Source organism: Brevinematia bacterium, from assembly GCA_039630355.1.
Lineage (GTDB): Bacteria > Spirochaetota > Brevinematia > DTOW01 > DTOW01 > SKYB106.
Genome location: JBCNVF010000105.1, coordinates 1 through 15,855, shown reverse-complemented (window position 1 = coordinate 15,855; position 15,855 = coordinate 1). Strand labels below are relative to the sequence as shown.

General features: G+C 35.2%; 14 protein-coding genes. 9 read left to right on the top strand and 5 right to left on the bottom strand.

Features of this window, described 5'->3' with window-relative positions; all coding sequences use genetic code 11:
• The 3 genes from ABDH28_07090 to ABDH28_07080 form a co-directional block, all read left to right on the top strand.
• Positions 1-560 (top strand): hypothetical protein (locus tag ABDH28_07090; protein ID MEN2998780.1); only part of this gene is annotated, 560 nt, incomplete at its 5' end.
• A gap of 11 nt (positions 561-571) precedes the next feature.
• Positions 572-775: a hypothetical protein gene (locus tag ABDH28_07085; GenBank protein ID MEN2998779.1), complete on the top strand. Its 204-nt coding sequence runs from the start codon at positions 572-574 to the stop codon at positions 773-775.
• Positions 776-893: 118 nt separating this feature from the next.
• The gene (locus ABDH28_07080; protein MEN2998778.1) at positions 894-1,169 is read left to right on the top strand and encodes an acylphosphatase; all 276 of its coding nucleotides are present in this window, start codon (positions 894-896) and stop codon (positions 1,167-1,169) included.
• Here ABDH28_07080 and ABDH28_07075 read toward each other — a convergent pair.
• Positions 1,166-2,605 (bottom strand): flagellar hook-length control protein FliK, encoded by a 1,440-nt coding sequence (locus ABDH28_07075; GenBank protein ID MEN2998777.1) that lies wholly within the window; start codon positions 2,603-2,605, stop codon positions 1,166-1,168. The two genes, ABDH28_07080 and ABDH28_07075, sit on opposite strands and share 4 nt — an antisense overlap.
• 360 nt (positions 2,606-2,965) lie before the next feature.
• Here ABDH28_07075 and ABDH28_07070 point away from each other — a divergent pair, with 360 nt between their 5' ends.
• From ABDH28_07070 to ABDH28_07060, 3 genes are read left to right on the top strand one after another with little or no spacing between them, the layout of a single operon-like run.
• On the top strand, positions 2,966-3,733 hold the full coding sequence (locus ABDH28_07070) for a ParA family protein (GenBank protein ID MEN2998776.1): 768 nt from the start codon (positions 2,966-2,968) through the stop codon (positions 3,731-3,733).
• Positions 3,734-3,742: 9 nt separating this feature from the next.
• The gene (locus tag ABDH28_07065; protein MEN2998775.1) at positions 3,743-4,627 is read left to right on the top strand and encodes a ParB/RepB/Spo0J family partition protein; all 885 of its coding nucleotides are present in this window, start codon (positions 3,743-3,745) and stop codon (positions 4,625-4,627) included.
• 26 nt (positions 4,628-4,653) lie between these two features.
• A complete protein-coding gene (locus ABDH28_07060; GenBank protein MEN2998774.1) occupies positions 4,654-5,589 on the top strand; it encodes a hypothetical protein in 936 nt (311 codons plus the stop codon).
• 194 nt (positions 5,590-5,783) lie between these two features.
• Here the strand turns inward: ABDH28_07060 and ABDH28_07055 are convergent, their stop codons facing one another.
• From ABDH28_07055 to ABDH28_07040, 4 genes are all read right to left on the bottom strand, one after another.
• Positions 5,784-6,578: a flagellar biosynthetic protein FliR gene (locus tag ABDH28_07055; protein ID MEN2998773.1), complete on the bottom strand. Its 795-nt coding sequence runs from the start codon at positions 6,576-6,578 to the stop codon at positions 5,784-5,786.
• Positions 6,578-7,315 carry a rhomboid family intramembrane serine protease gene (locus tag ABDH28_07050; GenBank protein ID MEN2998772.1) on the bottom strand — a complete coding sequence of 246 codons (738 nt, stop codon included), beginning with the start codon at positions 7,313-7,315 and terminating at the stop codon, positions 6,578-6,580. The genes ABDH28_07055 and ABDH28_07050 overlap by 1 nt, the downstream gene beginning before the upstream one ends.
• 181 nt (positions 7,316-7,496) lie before the next feature.
• The gene (locus ABDH28_07045) at positions 7,497-8,117 is read right to left on the bottom strand and encodes a hypothetical protein (protein MEN2998771.1); all 621 of its coding nucleotides are present in this window, start codon (positions 8,115-8,117) and stop codon (positions 7,497-7,499) included.
• 143 nt (positions 8,118-8,260) lie between these two features.
• A complete protein-coding gene (locus ABDH28_07040) occupies positions 8,261-8,758 on the bottom strand; it encodes a phosphatidylglycerophosphatase A (GenBank protein ID MEN2998770.1) in 498 nt (165 codons plus the stop codon).
• A 529-nt stretch (positions 8,759-9,287) separates the two neighbouring features.
• Here ABDH28_07040 and ABDH28_07035 point away from each other — a divergent pair.
• Genes ABDH28_07035 through ABDH28_07025 form a run of 3 tightly spaced genes read left to right on the top strand, consistent with a single transcriptional unit; the run spans position 9,288 to position 15,219 of the window.
• On the top strand, positions 9,288-13,196 hold the full coding sequence (locus ABDH28_07035) for a translocation/assembly module TamB domain-containing protein (protein MEN2998769.1): 3,909 nt from the start codon (positions 9,288-9,290) through the stop codon (positions 13,194-13,196).
• The gene (locus tag ABDH28_07030) at positions 13,156-14,232 is read left to right on the top strand and encodes a magnesium transporter CorA family protein (protein MEN2998768.1); all 1,077 of its coding nucleotides are present in this window, start codon (positions 13,156-13,158) and stop codon (positions 14,230-14,232) included. The genes ABDH28_07035 and ABDH28_07030 overlap by 41 nt, the downstream gene beginning before the upstream one ends.
• A 3-nt stretch (positions 14,233-14,235) precedes the next feature.
• Positions 14,236-15,219, top strand: coding sequence for an ABC transporter permease (locus ABDH28_07025; protein MEN2998767.1), 984 nt, complete (start codon positions 14,236-14,238; stop codon positions 15,217-15,219).
• Positions 15,220-15,855 lie beyond the last annotated feature (636 nt).

The following is a 15,855-nucleotide window of genomic DNA, read 5'->3' as shown; positions in this document are numbered from 1 at the left end:
TAGGGGATAGGTATCCTGGTGGTAAGGTGGAGAGGAGGGAGGTGGTGATAAGGGAGGATGAATTGAGGAAGGTTGGGCTGAGTATTGAGGATGTTAAGAAGGAGTGGCTGAAGGTGTATGATATGTATGTTGAGGAGGAGAAGAGGAGAGGTGGAGCAGGATGGGTAGATGTTAAATACCTTGAGTTATTTGAAGAACCACCTTATAATGATATAGATCGTAGGTTATGTGGTTTTAGGAAGAAAGTTGATGAGAAGTATGAAGGTAAGGTTTCAGAGCTTAAGAGGGAACTATTTGGGGAAGATAAGCCGGGTGTTGCCTACATTATGGCTGCCTATTGGTTTGAAAGGTTTAATACTTATTTTGTGGTGTGGTGTAGGATATTTAATAGTATGTTACAAGAGGTTGCTGTTAGTTTTATTGATAAGGATTTTAACATTTTATGGAGGAGGGGGATACCATACTTTTATAGTGTTATGTTTTATAACAAGTGTAAGGATGTGGTTATAAGCACGGAGGGGGGATTTGTAGTATTAAGAGACATTATTTACAAGTATTAGTGGGATGGGTTATGGGAAGGTTTGAGTTGTGTTTTTTGTTAGTGTTTGTGATTAGTTTTATTTTTGTGTTTAGTGAGGTGTATGGGTTTTTGCCGGTGCTGGATGATGTTGATAGTATATACTATTATGCATCTGATTATGGGCCTAGGAGTGTGAGTGGTGGGACGAGGTTTCACGTAGTATCAGTAGTGATGAGAGGATATGAGTGTATGTGAGGATAGGACAGTTTTTCAGTAGACTCTTTCACCAAACCTTAAGTCTTCGGTATCCCTTAACTTGCACATCGTGTGTATACTCGTATAATTATTAACTTGGAATCCAAGGAGAAGGGGTATGGTGAAACTACATGCAATAGTCTATGGTAGGGTTCAGGGGGTAGGGTTTAGATATTTTGTTCAAAGACAGGCAACAAGGCTGGGAGTTAAAGGTTGGGTTAGAAACAACAGTGATGGAACTGTTGAAGTTTTGGCTTATGGAGAAGAAACAGAAATATCAAAATTGCTCAGTTCACTATACCAAGGACCTTCTATGTCCTATGTAATGGAGGTTAAGCACTCTGTTGAAAGAGTTGATAGTTGCCCATTTGAAAGCTTTTTCATAAGATACTAAGCGTATATATTTATTAATCCTTCATGAGATTTGACAAAAGTGTAACTTTCGGAGATCCTTTCGTATTCCTTGTTTGCTTTATCAATTCTAAAGGTAACTATTGGTATTTCTTGAGTGGTTGCATCATTTTGTTGAAAGTTACCATAATTGCCTAAGTTTAGATTATCCAAGGAAAGTTTTATATCTGATACGTTTATACCTTGATTGGAAAGATTTTCTTTAATTACGCTTAGGTTCTCCTGAAACAAATTAAAGGCTTTTTCTGTTGTTACGACGATATTACCAACTAATCTGCCTTCGGCTGTGTTCTCAAATTTCACAAAAACTTTCCCTAGTTCAGGAGGAAATAGTGTCATTTTCATCTCGTTGCTGTTATTTTTCAGGTTTATCACTATTCTTCCGGAAACTTCGTCCATGATATTAGAAAGTGTCTGAAATTGAACAAAAAAGCTGTTTTGAGGTGTTACAAGACTAGATTGTCCTGAAGATAGAACTTGCTGATTGGCTTTGATGTTAACTTCTGTTCTAAGCAACGGCTGGAAGATATTGTTTTCTCCTTGCCTCTGAGTTTCTTTTTTCTCACTTATCAATGTTCTAAAGTCATTAACTATTACATTAGGATGTAATTGGTTTCTTAGTGGATTTTGCTCTGAAGGAATCTTGTTAATCTGTGCCTCACTAGAACCTGTAGAAGAACTGTTAAGGTTTTGTAGAAGATTAGATAGCTCACTTTCTAGTTTCTTGAGATTATTTTGAGAATCAGCTAGACTTTTTACTAGATTTCGTAAATCCGCCAACACAGCATATACTTCGTTGAGAGATATTTTACCATTCAGTAGCTTTAGCCTTATCTCACTTATCTTTTCTCTTAATTCTGGTGGAATTTCAGAAACGTATTTGGAAATATCCATTATGGAAGTTAATATGGGTGTTAGATAAATTTCAACATTACCGCTGTAGCCTCTTGAAAAGGACCTTGAGAGTTCCGATATAGCAAATTCTGAGGAATTAGTTTTTTGATTTTGGTTGCTCTGTCTAGTATTGGAAGTTTGTTTATCTTTACCTATCATAAGCAGTGAATCGCTTCTCAGAGACTTCTTTGTGGAAACATCACCTTTTTGGGGATTGTCTTGCTGAGAATTTTCTTGATCTGTGATGGGTGAATTTTTCTCGTTTATAGTTTTTTCTTCACCTCTTGTTCCCAGTTCTTTAGACCTTGAGGAAAGATCTGAAAGTTTATTACCACTCTGAATCTTCTCAGGATTATCCTCTTGCTTTTGTTCTGTAGATTTTGCTTTCAGAAGTGAAATAAAACCATCCTCCGAAGATAGTATATCTTCATTATTTTTACTATTAGGGCCTAGAACATTCTGGGGGCTTGGTTTTATTGCAAACTCGCTTACGGTATTTAATGATAGTAAAGGTAAAACATTCATATTATAATTAATCGGAAATGAGGAAATTTTTTAAGTTTTGTGTTTTTTGCTACTGAAGGTCAATGAATTGAACGTTCTATCAATAAATTCCAAAGTTCAATAGTTAGGAACAGTTTTTGTTTTTCTCGCAGTCCCTGATGGGACTGGGTAAATACTTTCTCAATGAGTACTCAAGAAGCTTGATATGAAAAAGCTTCCTAAATGATGAATACTTCCAAGAAGCAAGGAGAGTAAAAGGAAAGTTTAGAGTCTTGTCTACTTACCTGATGGAAATTAGGATTTATTAAAGCACAATTTTTTATTTTGTTTTTTGGTTTCTTTTGTTTTATCATATACTTCAGGGGTGCCGAAGGTGGTGGTATGGGTAGGTGTATAGTGGTAGCGAATCAGAAGGGTGGTGTTGGTAAGACAACAACGGTTATAAACCTATCTCATTATATAGCAATGCAGAAGTATAAGGTGTTAGCTATTGATATGGATCCTCAGGGTAATTTGGGCAGAGGATTGGATGTAGAGCTATCTTCTTCTAGGCGAGGAACTTATGAAGCTTTGATAGACCAAGAAGATCCTAACGATCTTATTATTCCTTCAAAGTATGAGAATCTATTTTTACTACCGGCGAATCTACAATTAGCTGGAGCTCAAGTAGAGCTTCTTAAGCTTGAGGATAAAGAGAGTCGTCTTAAGAAGTTTGTTTCTGAAGTAATGGATTACTTTGACTTTACTTTTATAGACACTCCTCCATCGCTAGGTATTTTGACGATAAATGGTTTAGTTGCAGCGGATAGCGTTCTTATTCCACTTCAGACGGAGTTTTTTGCAATGGAAGGGGTTGTTCATCTTTTGAAAACCATAAAAGCAATCCAGAAGTCATTAAATCCAAGTTTACAGATAGAAGGAGTATTACTTACGATGTATGATATCAGAACTAAGCTTTCTAAGGATGTAGCTGAGCAAGCGAAGGAATTTTTTAAGGACAAGGTTTATAATACCTTTATTCCGAGGAATGTTAGGTTATCTGAAGCTCCAAGTTACGGGAAATCTATATTTGAGTATGATCCTACTTGTCCTGGAGCTATTGCTTATCAGAGAATTGCTGAGGAATTAATATCAAATCATGGTAAGTAGGGGGTGATTATGAAAGAAAGAGGTTTGGGTAAGGGGATAAAAGCTCTTTTGGAAGATTTTGACTTAGCCGAAGATAAGTCAAAAATCAGAAATATAAAGATAAGCGAGATAAGGCCCAATCCATCTCAGCCTAGGAAGGTTTTTAATGAGGGGTCTTTGCGGGAGCTAGCTGATTCTATTAGAGAAAAGGGGATTTTACAGCCAATAATAGTTAGGGAAAGGGATGGATATTATGAGATAGTTGCTGGAGAGAGAAGATGGAGAGCTGCACAGATTGCGGGACTTCAAGAAGTTCCGGTGGTGATAAGGAATGACATAGGAGAATTGGAAAGTGTGGAGTTATCTCTGATTGAAAACATACAGCGAGAGGATCTAAATCCTATTGAGCTTGCAACAGCTTATAACGAACTTATTGAAAAATATAGTATGACACAGGAAGATTTATCTAAAGTTATTGGTAAAAGCAGATCTGCTATTGCGAATACTATAAGACTTCTAAAACTTCCTGATGAAGTGAAGGATTATATTGTTAAGGGGGTTCTATCAGAGGGGCATGGTAGGGCTTTACTTTCTCTTGAGGATGAGAAAGAAATTTGTCAATTAGCAAAGGAATGTTTAGAGAAAGGTTGGTCTGTTAGGGAATTAGAGGAAGTGGTGAATTTTAGGAAAAAGGAAAAGGTTTTTACAGAGAAAGTTTCACGTGAAACAAAAAGAGATAGAGAAACTCCCCGAAGCCAAGATGTAGTAAATGTTGAGGAAGATTTGATAGAAGCTTTGGGCACAAAAGTATCAGTAATAGGCTCCATTGATAGAGGAAGAATAATAATAAACTATTACTCAAGAGAGGATCTTGAGAGGATTTACTCAAAATTATTAGGAAAAAGTGATATTTAGGAAATAAGGTCCTTGCTGGAAAGTTTATGTCGCTAAAGAGCAGAATTGAGTTTGAAAAAGCGAAAGCAAAGGCAAAATTAAATGAGATAGTAATGAAAATCTCGTTAGGTAGTAACGAACTTTTTTCATTAGATGAGGTCAAACTACTTACAGACTCTTATGCTTATAGATACAGAGGTATTCAGAGTATACCTTTAAGCAAAATAAGAGGCAGTGAAGGAAGGTATTTAGACTTTGACAGAGAGTTTCTGCCTAAGCATGAAGGAGTAAGAGAAAGATGGGAAAATATGGCAGATTTTTTTGATAAGTCACCTAAAATTCCACCCATTCTTGTTTACAAAGTAGGTGATAGCTATATAGTAAGAGATGGAAACCATAGAGTTTCTGTTGCAAAAAGTATGGGACTTGAATATATTGATGCAGAGGTAATTGAAATGATAACGAAGTTTCCTATTCAGGAACTCTCGGAAAAAGAACTCTTACTTGCAAATGCTTACAACATTTTTCTTGAAGAGACAAAATTTGATAAAGTCTTACCTAGTGTTCATATAAAACTTACCAACCCTTGGGGATACATAACTCTTATAGAACACATAAACACATACAGATACTTTTTAGGTGAAAAGCTTAAAAGGGAGGTTACAATAGAAGAAGCTGTAAAAGATTGGTTTGAAAATCTCTTTCTGAAAGTAACTGCTTTGATAAGAAAAAAGGGAATAAAGAAATACTTTCCTAACAGAACTGTAGAAGATCTATACATATGGATAATGGATCATTGGCATTATCTGAAAGAAAATACCCAAAACCCTCTCTTCCCTATAGAAAAAGCTATTGATGATTTTGAAAACTTTCAGAGAAGGTTACAAGTAAGTAAGCTAAAAAAATTCATCATCACCATAGTTTTTGCTCCATTGAAACTAATTTACAAATTTCTGAAATTCATCATAAGAAGGATGTTTTGAAAAATCACATCACTTTTACATTATACCTCTACTTATATCTAACTAAAAAGTAAAATTAAACCTCTGGTAAAGCTTAAGATTAAAACTTCTGGAGAATCTTCAACCAATTAGACGGTCAGAATCAAATGAGATAATTTACTTCCACGGGCATACTGAAACGATGTATACTCAGTTCCTTTTTGATAATTTTAACATCATATTCTAAACATCTTCATAAAACTCCAGAGTTTGTAAAAAGCTTCCTTCAGCATATCTTGCATCAAGGTAAGTATGGGTGAGGCAAAAACCACTACAAGTATTAGGCCGACTACTACTTTAACGTCAAAACTGAGATTTAAAACATTCATCTGTGGTGCAGTCTTTGCTAAAACTCCAACTGTGATATCAATAGCTAAGATTACTGCAATTATGGGTAAAGAGATCTTTATAGCAATAGCAAACATAGCGTTAAAACCACTGACCACAAATTGGGAGATAGTTTTGACACTGTCTATGTTCAGGTTGTAAGGCCATATCTTCCTATAACTCTCAAGGAAGGCCTGAAAGGACAAAAAAGGACCATCTATTGATATGAAAACCAACGTTGCGAATATGAGTAGCAGGGTTCCATATGTAGGAATACTTGCTTCGGACATAGGGTCTACAACCTCAACAAATCCTAGCCCAAATGAGGTTGAAAATATCTGTGCGGATAACTGGAAAGCTATGAATATCAAATAGACAAAAAAGCCCATCAGCAGGCCTATGATCACTTCCCCCACAAGTATTAGAAAATATTCTCCCAGAGAAGTTGGTATCTCATAACCAAGTTGGGTCAAAATAGGAAACGCCATATACGAGAGGAAAAAAGCTAAAACTACTCTTACCCTGTTAGGGACACTTATTCCCCCAAAAAGCGGTAACACTGTAAGCAACCCAATTGCTCTTGCGAAGGAAACCAAAAAGAACTGGAAATTGTATATGAGAAAATTAACAATATCAACAGCCATCACTCATAATACCGTACAATATTTCTACCACCATACACCATTGCGAATAGGTATCCATACAAAAATCCTCCAATGTGAGCAAACCATGCAATATTAGCTTCCGTATTGATCAAAGCATTTATTATCTGCCCTGCAAGCCATATTCCTATGAATATTGAAGCAGAAACTGGAATTACCGTTATTATAAAGAACAAAACCAACGTAGCTACATAGTTACGAGGAAAGTATCTTAAGTATGCCCCAAGCACGGCACTTATTGCACCACTAGCCCCCACTAATGGTACATTTAGCTCTCTTAACTGTGAAAAGGAAGATATCTTAGCTTGTCCAAGCATTGCCTCAGGGTGTAAAACAAACATATGCACTAACGCTGCTACAGCTGAGGCACTAAAATAGAAAAGAACAAACATTATCGTTCCCATCTTCCTTTCAACATTATTACCAAATATGAAAAAGAACCACAAGTTGCCTAGAATATGCCAAATGTTACTGTGTAGAAAAGCATAAGTGATTAGACTTAAATAGGACATTATCCCTTTCTCTTCAGAAAGAAGTTTGTAAGCACTTGTTCCCCATTTCTGATAAAAAGCACTAACATCCTTTACAAAAAATTCTTTGTATACAAAAATTATTGCACACAAAATTATCACTATTGTCATCACTGGAGTAAAAAGGCTACTTATCTTCCTCTGCTGATACCCATATTCCTCATCAATATCAAAGAGAGGTAAAAACATCCATACCCCCTGACTAGGTTATAACAGAATTATAACAAACGTATCAGCAATTTGTAAATATAATCCTAACTTAATTAGATAGGATAGTATAGATAACTAAAACACTTTCCTGCGTGACTATACAAAGCTGAAGCAAAACCTACATCGGCAGATTTATGGCAGATAAGTTTCCTATACTTTTTCACCTTCTAAAACTATTACTGTAGCCTTTACTATTAGATCCAAAGTTGGTTACAGAAGTATTTGTAACGAAGTAAAGATTGTAAAATTCCTTTCTGTAGAAATTGTTTGCATACTCTACCAATTTCGCTCCTTTAGAATACTCGGACTTGAAAAGAACAATTTTTTCCAGATTCCTTCTTGCTTCATCCAAATAAAAATACGAATTGACCTCGTCTTTTAGTTTTGCATAGGAAAGAGATAGTCCAACCAAAAGCTCAATGTAGTTAAGAGTATAAATCCTCCTCTTATCTGACTTTTTGTATACTTCTAGTGCGTTAGTTCCATAATAGAGTGAAAGTTCGGCAATACCTTTTAAGGCATACACAAGTGACATTCTGGATAGAGATACAAAATCTTTGGGGAATTTCTCAAGAACTCTTTCGTAATACTTAAGTGACGCAACCTTAGACTCCTCAAACACCATATCTGCTACCGCCCTATACCTGAGATGTTCTTGGTTTTCTTCTATCTCTTTTTCATCAACTTCAATGCCGTTTAGGTAAACCTTTGAGTACGCAGGTATAGTAACAAAGAATATGAATATGCTAACAACTATTAGAAAAGGTAGTATCCTCTCCATTTCAAGTAATTATCGTTGATCTTACCAGAGTCTTTACATTTTAACTCTCCACAAAGCACTTAAGCTAACTAGGTCCAAGCTTGAAGTCAAGATAGTTTGAATTTTTGAAAAGTCTCAACCTCGTTTTATTAAAAGTCAGATAGTTAGAGAATTGGAGTGAAAAACTTAAAAAGCTCAAGAGAGAGCAATATTCTTACAACAATATTTGTTGCTACACCAGCAAAAATATCATCAAGAACTATTCCTACCCCTTCAACGGATTGTATGTGAATAATCGGATAAGGTTTGAAAATATCAAATACTCTAAAAATAACAAATGTCAGTACTAGGATGGTAAACCCCTCTATATCAGGAGAGAACTTAAATCCTATCGTTGAAATCAGATATCCAACAATCTCATCAATGACAATGTACTCACTATCCTTATTCTTAAAAATTTCTCTCTCAGCGTAAGAAGTTATGGGAAAAGCCAGTATCGTCAAAATTGCTAAAACTAAGTAAAATATCACTGGATAACCACTTAGGAAAACAAATATAATGACTCCAATCAGAGTTCCAAATGTGCCCCTTGCCCATGGAATGTAACTTACAAAAATGCCTGTTGCCAAAAACCTTACTAGTAGATCCATTACAACCTTCACAACCAAATTATCAATAAACTCTAAATCCCCTTTCAATAAACCTAATCTCAACTCAATAAATTCCGATTTCCATAAGATTCAACTTCTTGTTTACTTACACTCTTTCTCTCTAGACAGCGTTTATTGGTTACAGAACCTCACTTCATACCAAGTTTCTTGTGCTTATAGGGATGTTTACCTAGTCCTGACAGAGACTACGAGAATAGTAGAAAGAAAGACTACATCTTATTTATAAATTTTGGAGCTTATTGATATTGAACCAATAAATTCTAATTTCCATTATGTGAGTAGATAAGGTTTCAATCTTTTTACTTGCTTACTTTTTTGGATCAGATAGTATTCGTCAATCACAAAAATTCGCTTCACACTGAGTTTCTTAGGTGCTTTAAAAAGAGTAATTCACCTGATCACAGGAACTACAATAAGAGTAAAAGGAAAGCCTACCTAGCTGTTAAATTTTGGAGTTTATTGTATCGGGTCAGAATGTTAGAACTTTTACATAAGATTTGTTATAATATAGTTATAGGTTATGCTCATAACAAAAATCATAAAACTTGCCTCCAAAATATTCTTGGTCTTATCACTCTCAGTATCAGTGTATTTTGGAACCATACTATCCATAAATCTGTTTCTAGACTTATACCAAAGAGAAATTCCATCTCTTATCAAAAACGAAACTCTGAGTGTTGATTTTGCTGAAATAGAACTGACATACTCCTTTACCTTAAAAATTGATAATCTTAAGGTATCAACTCGCTTTTTAGAATTTACTTCCGATGTATGCCTAGCCAGTATTGATCCAAGGAGACTTACTCTCGGACTAGTGCCGGTAGATGATGTAGAATTCCATAATGTTGTAATTAAAGTAACTCCAACAGAAACGATAAACGCTACCTCCTCAAACCTGAGTTTTGATCTCAATAAAGTTCTCAAATCAATAAGAAACTTAAAGCTTTCATTCAACTCTCTAGTTGTTGAGTTTGGAGAGTTCAAAATCAATCTTCAGGGTTTTGTGGTGAGGATCAACAAAGATGCAAGTATAATGTTTAACGCAGAAACTGAGGTGAAGATCGGCTCAGGAAAATCAATTGAAATTTTTCATACTACAGCCGAAGCCTCAGGAATACTTCAGTTTAATCCAGATACTTCTCTTTCTAACTTAGTAAGTTCTTTATCTTTAAAAGACAATGACCTTTTTGGTGTTAAGCTTAAAGACATTGATATAAACATCTCTATGCAAGATGGTAAGATTATAGGATTAGCACTCGGTGAAGATTATTACGGTAGCCTAGAATTATCTCCATCCTTGCTTAAACTAGAGATGAACTTAAAGGATCTTTCAGATGAAGTACTGCAGTATAAACCACTTGATGTTTCTTTAAAAAACTTATTTCCAGATATTTATGAGATAGTAAATTCTGTTCTAAGAAATGTCAGAGTCTCCGCCGAGATAAGTCAGGAGTTTATAAGTGTGGAATTGATGTCAGAAAATCTATCCTTCTTCTACAAAAAGGGTGATGTTGAACAACTGTCACTTATATATTCTGATAAGAAGAGGAAAATATTCGCTAATTTTTTAAATTCAAACTTATTTCTGCAGTTAAAAAATTTCTCGTTACTAAGAACTTCTATGGACCTACTCCTTAATGCTAAATTAGGTAATGAGATAATCATTAAAAGCTCTCACATACATACTCCTTTCGTTAAAGGGAACTTATTGGATAATCTGCGCCTTGCCAACAATAAGTTAGAAATTAACAATGACTACTTATCTGGAAACATTGATCTAGGAAAGATAAAGGGAGAGCTAATAATAAACACAAATACATTGAAAAGCATTCTGAAAGAGTTACTCAAAAGACAGGAACTTCTAGGAATAGAACTTCCTTCAATTGCCGTTACTCTAGAAAGCAATGCTATAACAGTAGCGGGAAAGAGTGATGATTTGGATCTAAAGTTTTCCATTGCTGAGAATACGGTGAATATAACTTGCTTTCACATTAAGAAAGTTGGATTGGACCTAAAAGGGAAAATCAAGGTAGAAGAAAAGTTTTTAGAAGGAAACATATTGATAAGATATAGAAGTCTTGAAGAGAATTTGCACATATCTGGTAGTTTGGATGAGATAGTTTTGTCTTTTAGAAAGTTGGGTTTAGTGAAAGTAGTTACTAAAGATTCTCAAATAGATTTATCTCTGAGGAACATAGATATTGGCAATGGGTTAAGAATAGAAAAGGTATACGGTATTTTGTCTAATGAGAATATCTATTTAGATTGTGAGATTGGGTATGGAGAATTACACGCTAAGACCAGAATAGTAGGCAATTTAAAAAAACTTTCCATTGTCAAAGGATACGTGTATACCAGAGCAAGGGTAGTGGAATTTACGGGAAGTATTGATTTGGATGAAGTAGCCGAAGGAGTTTTAAATTTTGAAAATTCCAAGATAGTTTTCCAATTTGTATCTCCCAAAGAGTTCAGTTTCTGGGCTAATTTGGACAATTTCAGGTTGCCGATGCAATCACCAATAGGTATGATAACTAAGATAAATGGTAACTTAAGGGCAAGGATAAATCTTGAAGAGGAGAACTTAGCGAAAATGGTGAGAGACGTTTACGCAGAGTTAAGTATTAGTCTTGAAGGAATATTTAACAAAATAAACTTGAGTGCATTACAGAACGATGAAAGCTTGAATTTGAGTATCAAGTGTTTAAATTACTTCAACATTTTTACTATCCTAGCAGTATTAGATAACAGTAGGGATGTCAGAATCTCGTTGTTACTTAAGGAAAGGTTGTTAAAACGGGGAAGTGATAAGGAGCTGGCAAAAGTTATCGGAAAGCTGGAGGATATTGGATTTGAAGGAAAGCTATATGTCAGTATAGATGGATTCTCAGGTTTAAACGAGAGATGGGAGAAGAGTATTCACATTTCATCTAATGTTGTCAGAGTTGATGGGGGTAAGAATGGAATAAATCTCTACAAAGACTCTGAGATTATAAGGTTTTCATATCTGAGAAGTGGGAATGTAGTGTATGAGTTCGTAGGAAAAGCAAGCGAAGATACTATCCTAGGGAGTATTAGAGGTAAGATTCCTCTTGATTTCTTGAGAATTCCTGACTTCCTAGAGAAGGTAGAGGGTATACTAGAACTACAAGATGCACAAGTCAGGATCTCGGGAGGTAAAGTTGAAATTTACGGATATTCATACTTATATGGAGAATTTATCAAGACTGCACTAGCTGAAGATACCTTCTCTGTACCTAAAGCACGGTTAGAGTTTCAGGGTAACAAAATTGTTGGCAGAAATATTAGGTTGTTGAGCAAGACAAAAGAAATCAAGGTTTCTGGGGTAGTGCATATAGATAGTATAGACAATCCTGGGCTAAACATTAACCTTTCTCAAACCAAGGGTGAGATCAATTTCACATTAAACTTAGGAGGTGGACTTGCAATAGAAGGAAGATCTTCTAATGCAGTTTTAAGCATAAGAGGCACTGCTTTATTTCCAGTTTTGGAAGGTGAGGTTAGTTTCATAGAAGGTGCTAGAGTTGAATATTTTGCTTTACAGATACCTTCTCCAGAAAATGAGTTTTGGGGTTTTACCTTTCCTCAGTTAGCAGAGTGGAATCTAAGACTGAGATTTAATAAAGCACAGCTTACTTCAGAAATAATAGAGGGACAAATTGAAAGTGCAGAAATACTTGTCAGAGGTAATTTCTCCAGAAAAACTCTATCTCTTACGGGGTATGCTAATTTAACTTCCGGCTCAATGAAATATCTGGGTAGACACTTTACTATTGATAACTTGCAACTTTCATTTCAAGGTCAAGAAATGGATTTTACCCCCTTTGTCAACGGAACACTATATGTATATGCTTATGACGATAGAAACGAGGAAAATGTTAAAGTAATAATGAATGTTTCTGGTAAGGTTAGAGATTTGAAAGTTTCTTTCTTTTCAGAGCCTGAGAGAACACTGCCAGAGATTTCAGCCTTATTAGGAATGTCAGGATACTTTGGTGAAGCTGTCAAGCAGGTAACTTCGTTAGTTGAAACGATGGGAATATACGATCTGATTTCATATAACATTAAGAAATATACAAAGCTTGATGTGTTTGTAATTAGATCACCTTTTGTGTACACTTACCTTAGATCAATAATGGAGGGAAATTATCTTTTCTCCTCAAGAGATCTTATAAAGGGAACTGAAATGAGAATAGGCAAAAGTATTCTTCCTGGTTTCTTGGTTGAATATAGACTTAGTCTTGATGCTGTTGGTGACGAAATCATGTTCACTAATGTTATGCTTCATAGTTTTCTAGTAGGTTGGAGTTTTTACAACTTTCTTCTAGAGTTTCAATACTCATCGGTTGTCGTGGAAAATAGAGTAGAATTTGAACCTAAACTCAATATTCGCTACAATAAGAGATTCTGAGAGATTAACCTATGGAGTGAAAATTGTTAGGTTGCTGATTGATGGTTTAAAATTCCTAATACTCTATAAGGAGATCGCAATGTTAAAATACTATTCTATTCTTAGCGGTATAGCAAAAGTATCTTCTTCTCCTGATTCTCCGGTGATAGTTTTCATTGAACCTACTGACGATGAAATAGAACTTCTTAAAAAACTTGGAATAAGTGAACATGACATAAACTCTTCATTTGATATAGAGGAGATATCCCGTTTAGAGGTCTATGAAGATGGTGGAATCTTTATAGTGTGGAAGATTCCTAAGAATTATTCCTACGGTGGGCAACTGGTGTTCAACGTTTCCTCCGTCGGTATCTTCTTCACTAACGAAAGAATAATCTTTATACTCCCGGACGAGATGGGAATCTTTGAATCAAAGTATTTTAGGAATGTTTCAACAATACATGATATTCTCTTAGCATTCCTGCAAACCACGATAAACCACTTTTACGGTCACCTAAGAGGTATAAAGCTAGTGTCTTCGGAGATAGAAGGAAAACTTGCAAAATCACTTGACAACACCTACTTGCTTCATATGTTCAGTCTGAGTGAAAGTCTTGTTTACTACCTCAACGCCTTAAATTCAAACCATGGAGTTCTAGTCAAAATGAAGGAATACAGAGACAAAATAAATTTTCAAAAACAATCTTTTGAAAAACTCAAGGATCTTATAATTGATAACAGGCAGTGCTACAGGCAGGCTAGAATATTGTCAATGATTCTATCTGAAATGATGGATGCAAGAGCAAGTATTGTTAATAATAACATGAATATATTGATTAAAAACCTTACTCTTATCAATGTTGTTATGTTACCATTAAACTTAATAGCTGGTATAGGTGGTATGTCTGAGTATACAATGATGATGAAAGATATAGGCATATCGTGGCCGATTGCTTACCTATTGTTCTTTATCGCTATGGTTATGCTTGGACTAGGTATTGCTTTTGGTTTAAGCAAATATATAAACAAATTCATGTATAGAAACCTCAGAAGATAATCTATGCTGTGGTATATAGTCAGGAGATTACTCCTTATAATTCCTACCTTCATCGGCATAACCATTGTCATATTTTTAGTCGTTCACTTAGCTCCGGGTGACCCTATAAGAGGAATGATGGGAGAACTTAGCAGTAAACTTTCTCCTGAGGCTTATGAAAACTTTAAGAGAGCGTACGGTCTTGATAAACCAATATTTGAGAGATACTTAATTTGGTTCAAAAACTTTGTGACATTTGATTTTGGGAATTCTTTCCAATACGGAAAGAGAGTTTCAGAACTCATAGTTGAAAGACTTCCTGTTACTTTAACAATAAATCTTATATCAAACCTCATAATTCTCATTTTCGGAGTAACAATTGGTGTGCTTGCAGGAATTTACCGCGGTAAACTATTTGATAAGCTCTCAAGTGTCGTATTGTTCGGACTATATTCCTTGTTTGAGCCTTGGATTGCGTTGATTCTTATACTAGTCCTCAGCATAAACCTTGGCTTGTTCCCAATAGGTGGATTTACCTCCATAAACTTTGATGAAATGAATTTTTTGGAAAAACTTTTTGACCTTATGCACCACATAGCACTACCAGTAATAGTCCTATCCTATGCAGGAATAGCATTCGTAGCAAAGATTGTTAGAACTTCAACTATAGAGACATCAAATCAAGAGTATGTAAAGTTTGCAAGAACTCTTGGTATCTCAGAAAATACTATCAAGGTTCATTATGTTCTGAGAAATGGACTTATACCAGTTATAACTATATTTAGCACTGTCTTACCTTCCTTGATAGCTGGTAGTATCATAATAGAAAAGATTTTTTCACTTCCTGGTATAGGTCAACTCTTCTACAACGCTGTGTTTTCAAGAGACTACCCAATAGTTATGGGACTTAGTGCTATATCTGCCTTTCTAACCTTGGTAAGTCTCCTAATAGCAGATATTCTTTATGCTATTGTTGATCCTAGAATAAGGTTCTCAAAGGTATACTAGTTTATCCTCTTAAAGCAATTATACTCTTTTTGTTGAGCTCAGTATATCCTAACCACCTTAGAGTCTAAAGTTTACAATCAGATATAGTTTACTCTCATTTCTCTCGCAATCTTTGTTGAGACCGGGTGAATACTCTTTTCAACAGGTATCCAAAACACTTGGTGTAATTCAAGTTTCGTAACTAACAAACGCTATCTGAAAACAGAGTAAGTAAGCAAAAAGTTTAGAACCTCAACTACTTACCTGGTGAAAATCGGAATTTATTGTTTCTGGTTGATTTGTTTTGAAATATAGCTCTAGGTATATTGATAATATAAGATACTATATTTTGCTTAGCAGGGTTATGAGTTTAGAATCCTCTGAAGGGGACTTTCTCTTTTTCAGGGGAAGAGTAGTCTTTAGCAGTAATAGTGCTGAGGCAGGAAAGCCTTATTAAAGGCTTGATGTAGGTATATGAGAGTCTTAAAGGGGGCGGGGAGCGAGAATGTTAAAAGATTTTTTACTTGAAATAGGGGTAGAAGAAATACCTCACACTTATTTGACGGATGTTCATAGTCAATTTCTGAGTCTGTTTAAAGAGTTTTTGCTGTCAAACAATTTGCAATACTCTAGTATAAAGGTATTTTCAACTCCTAG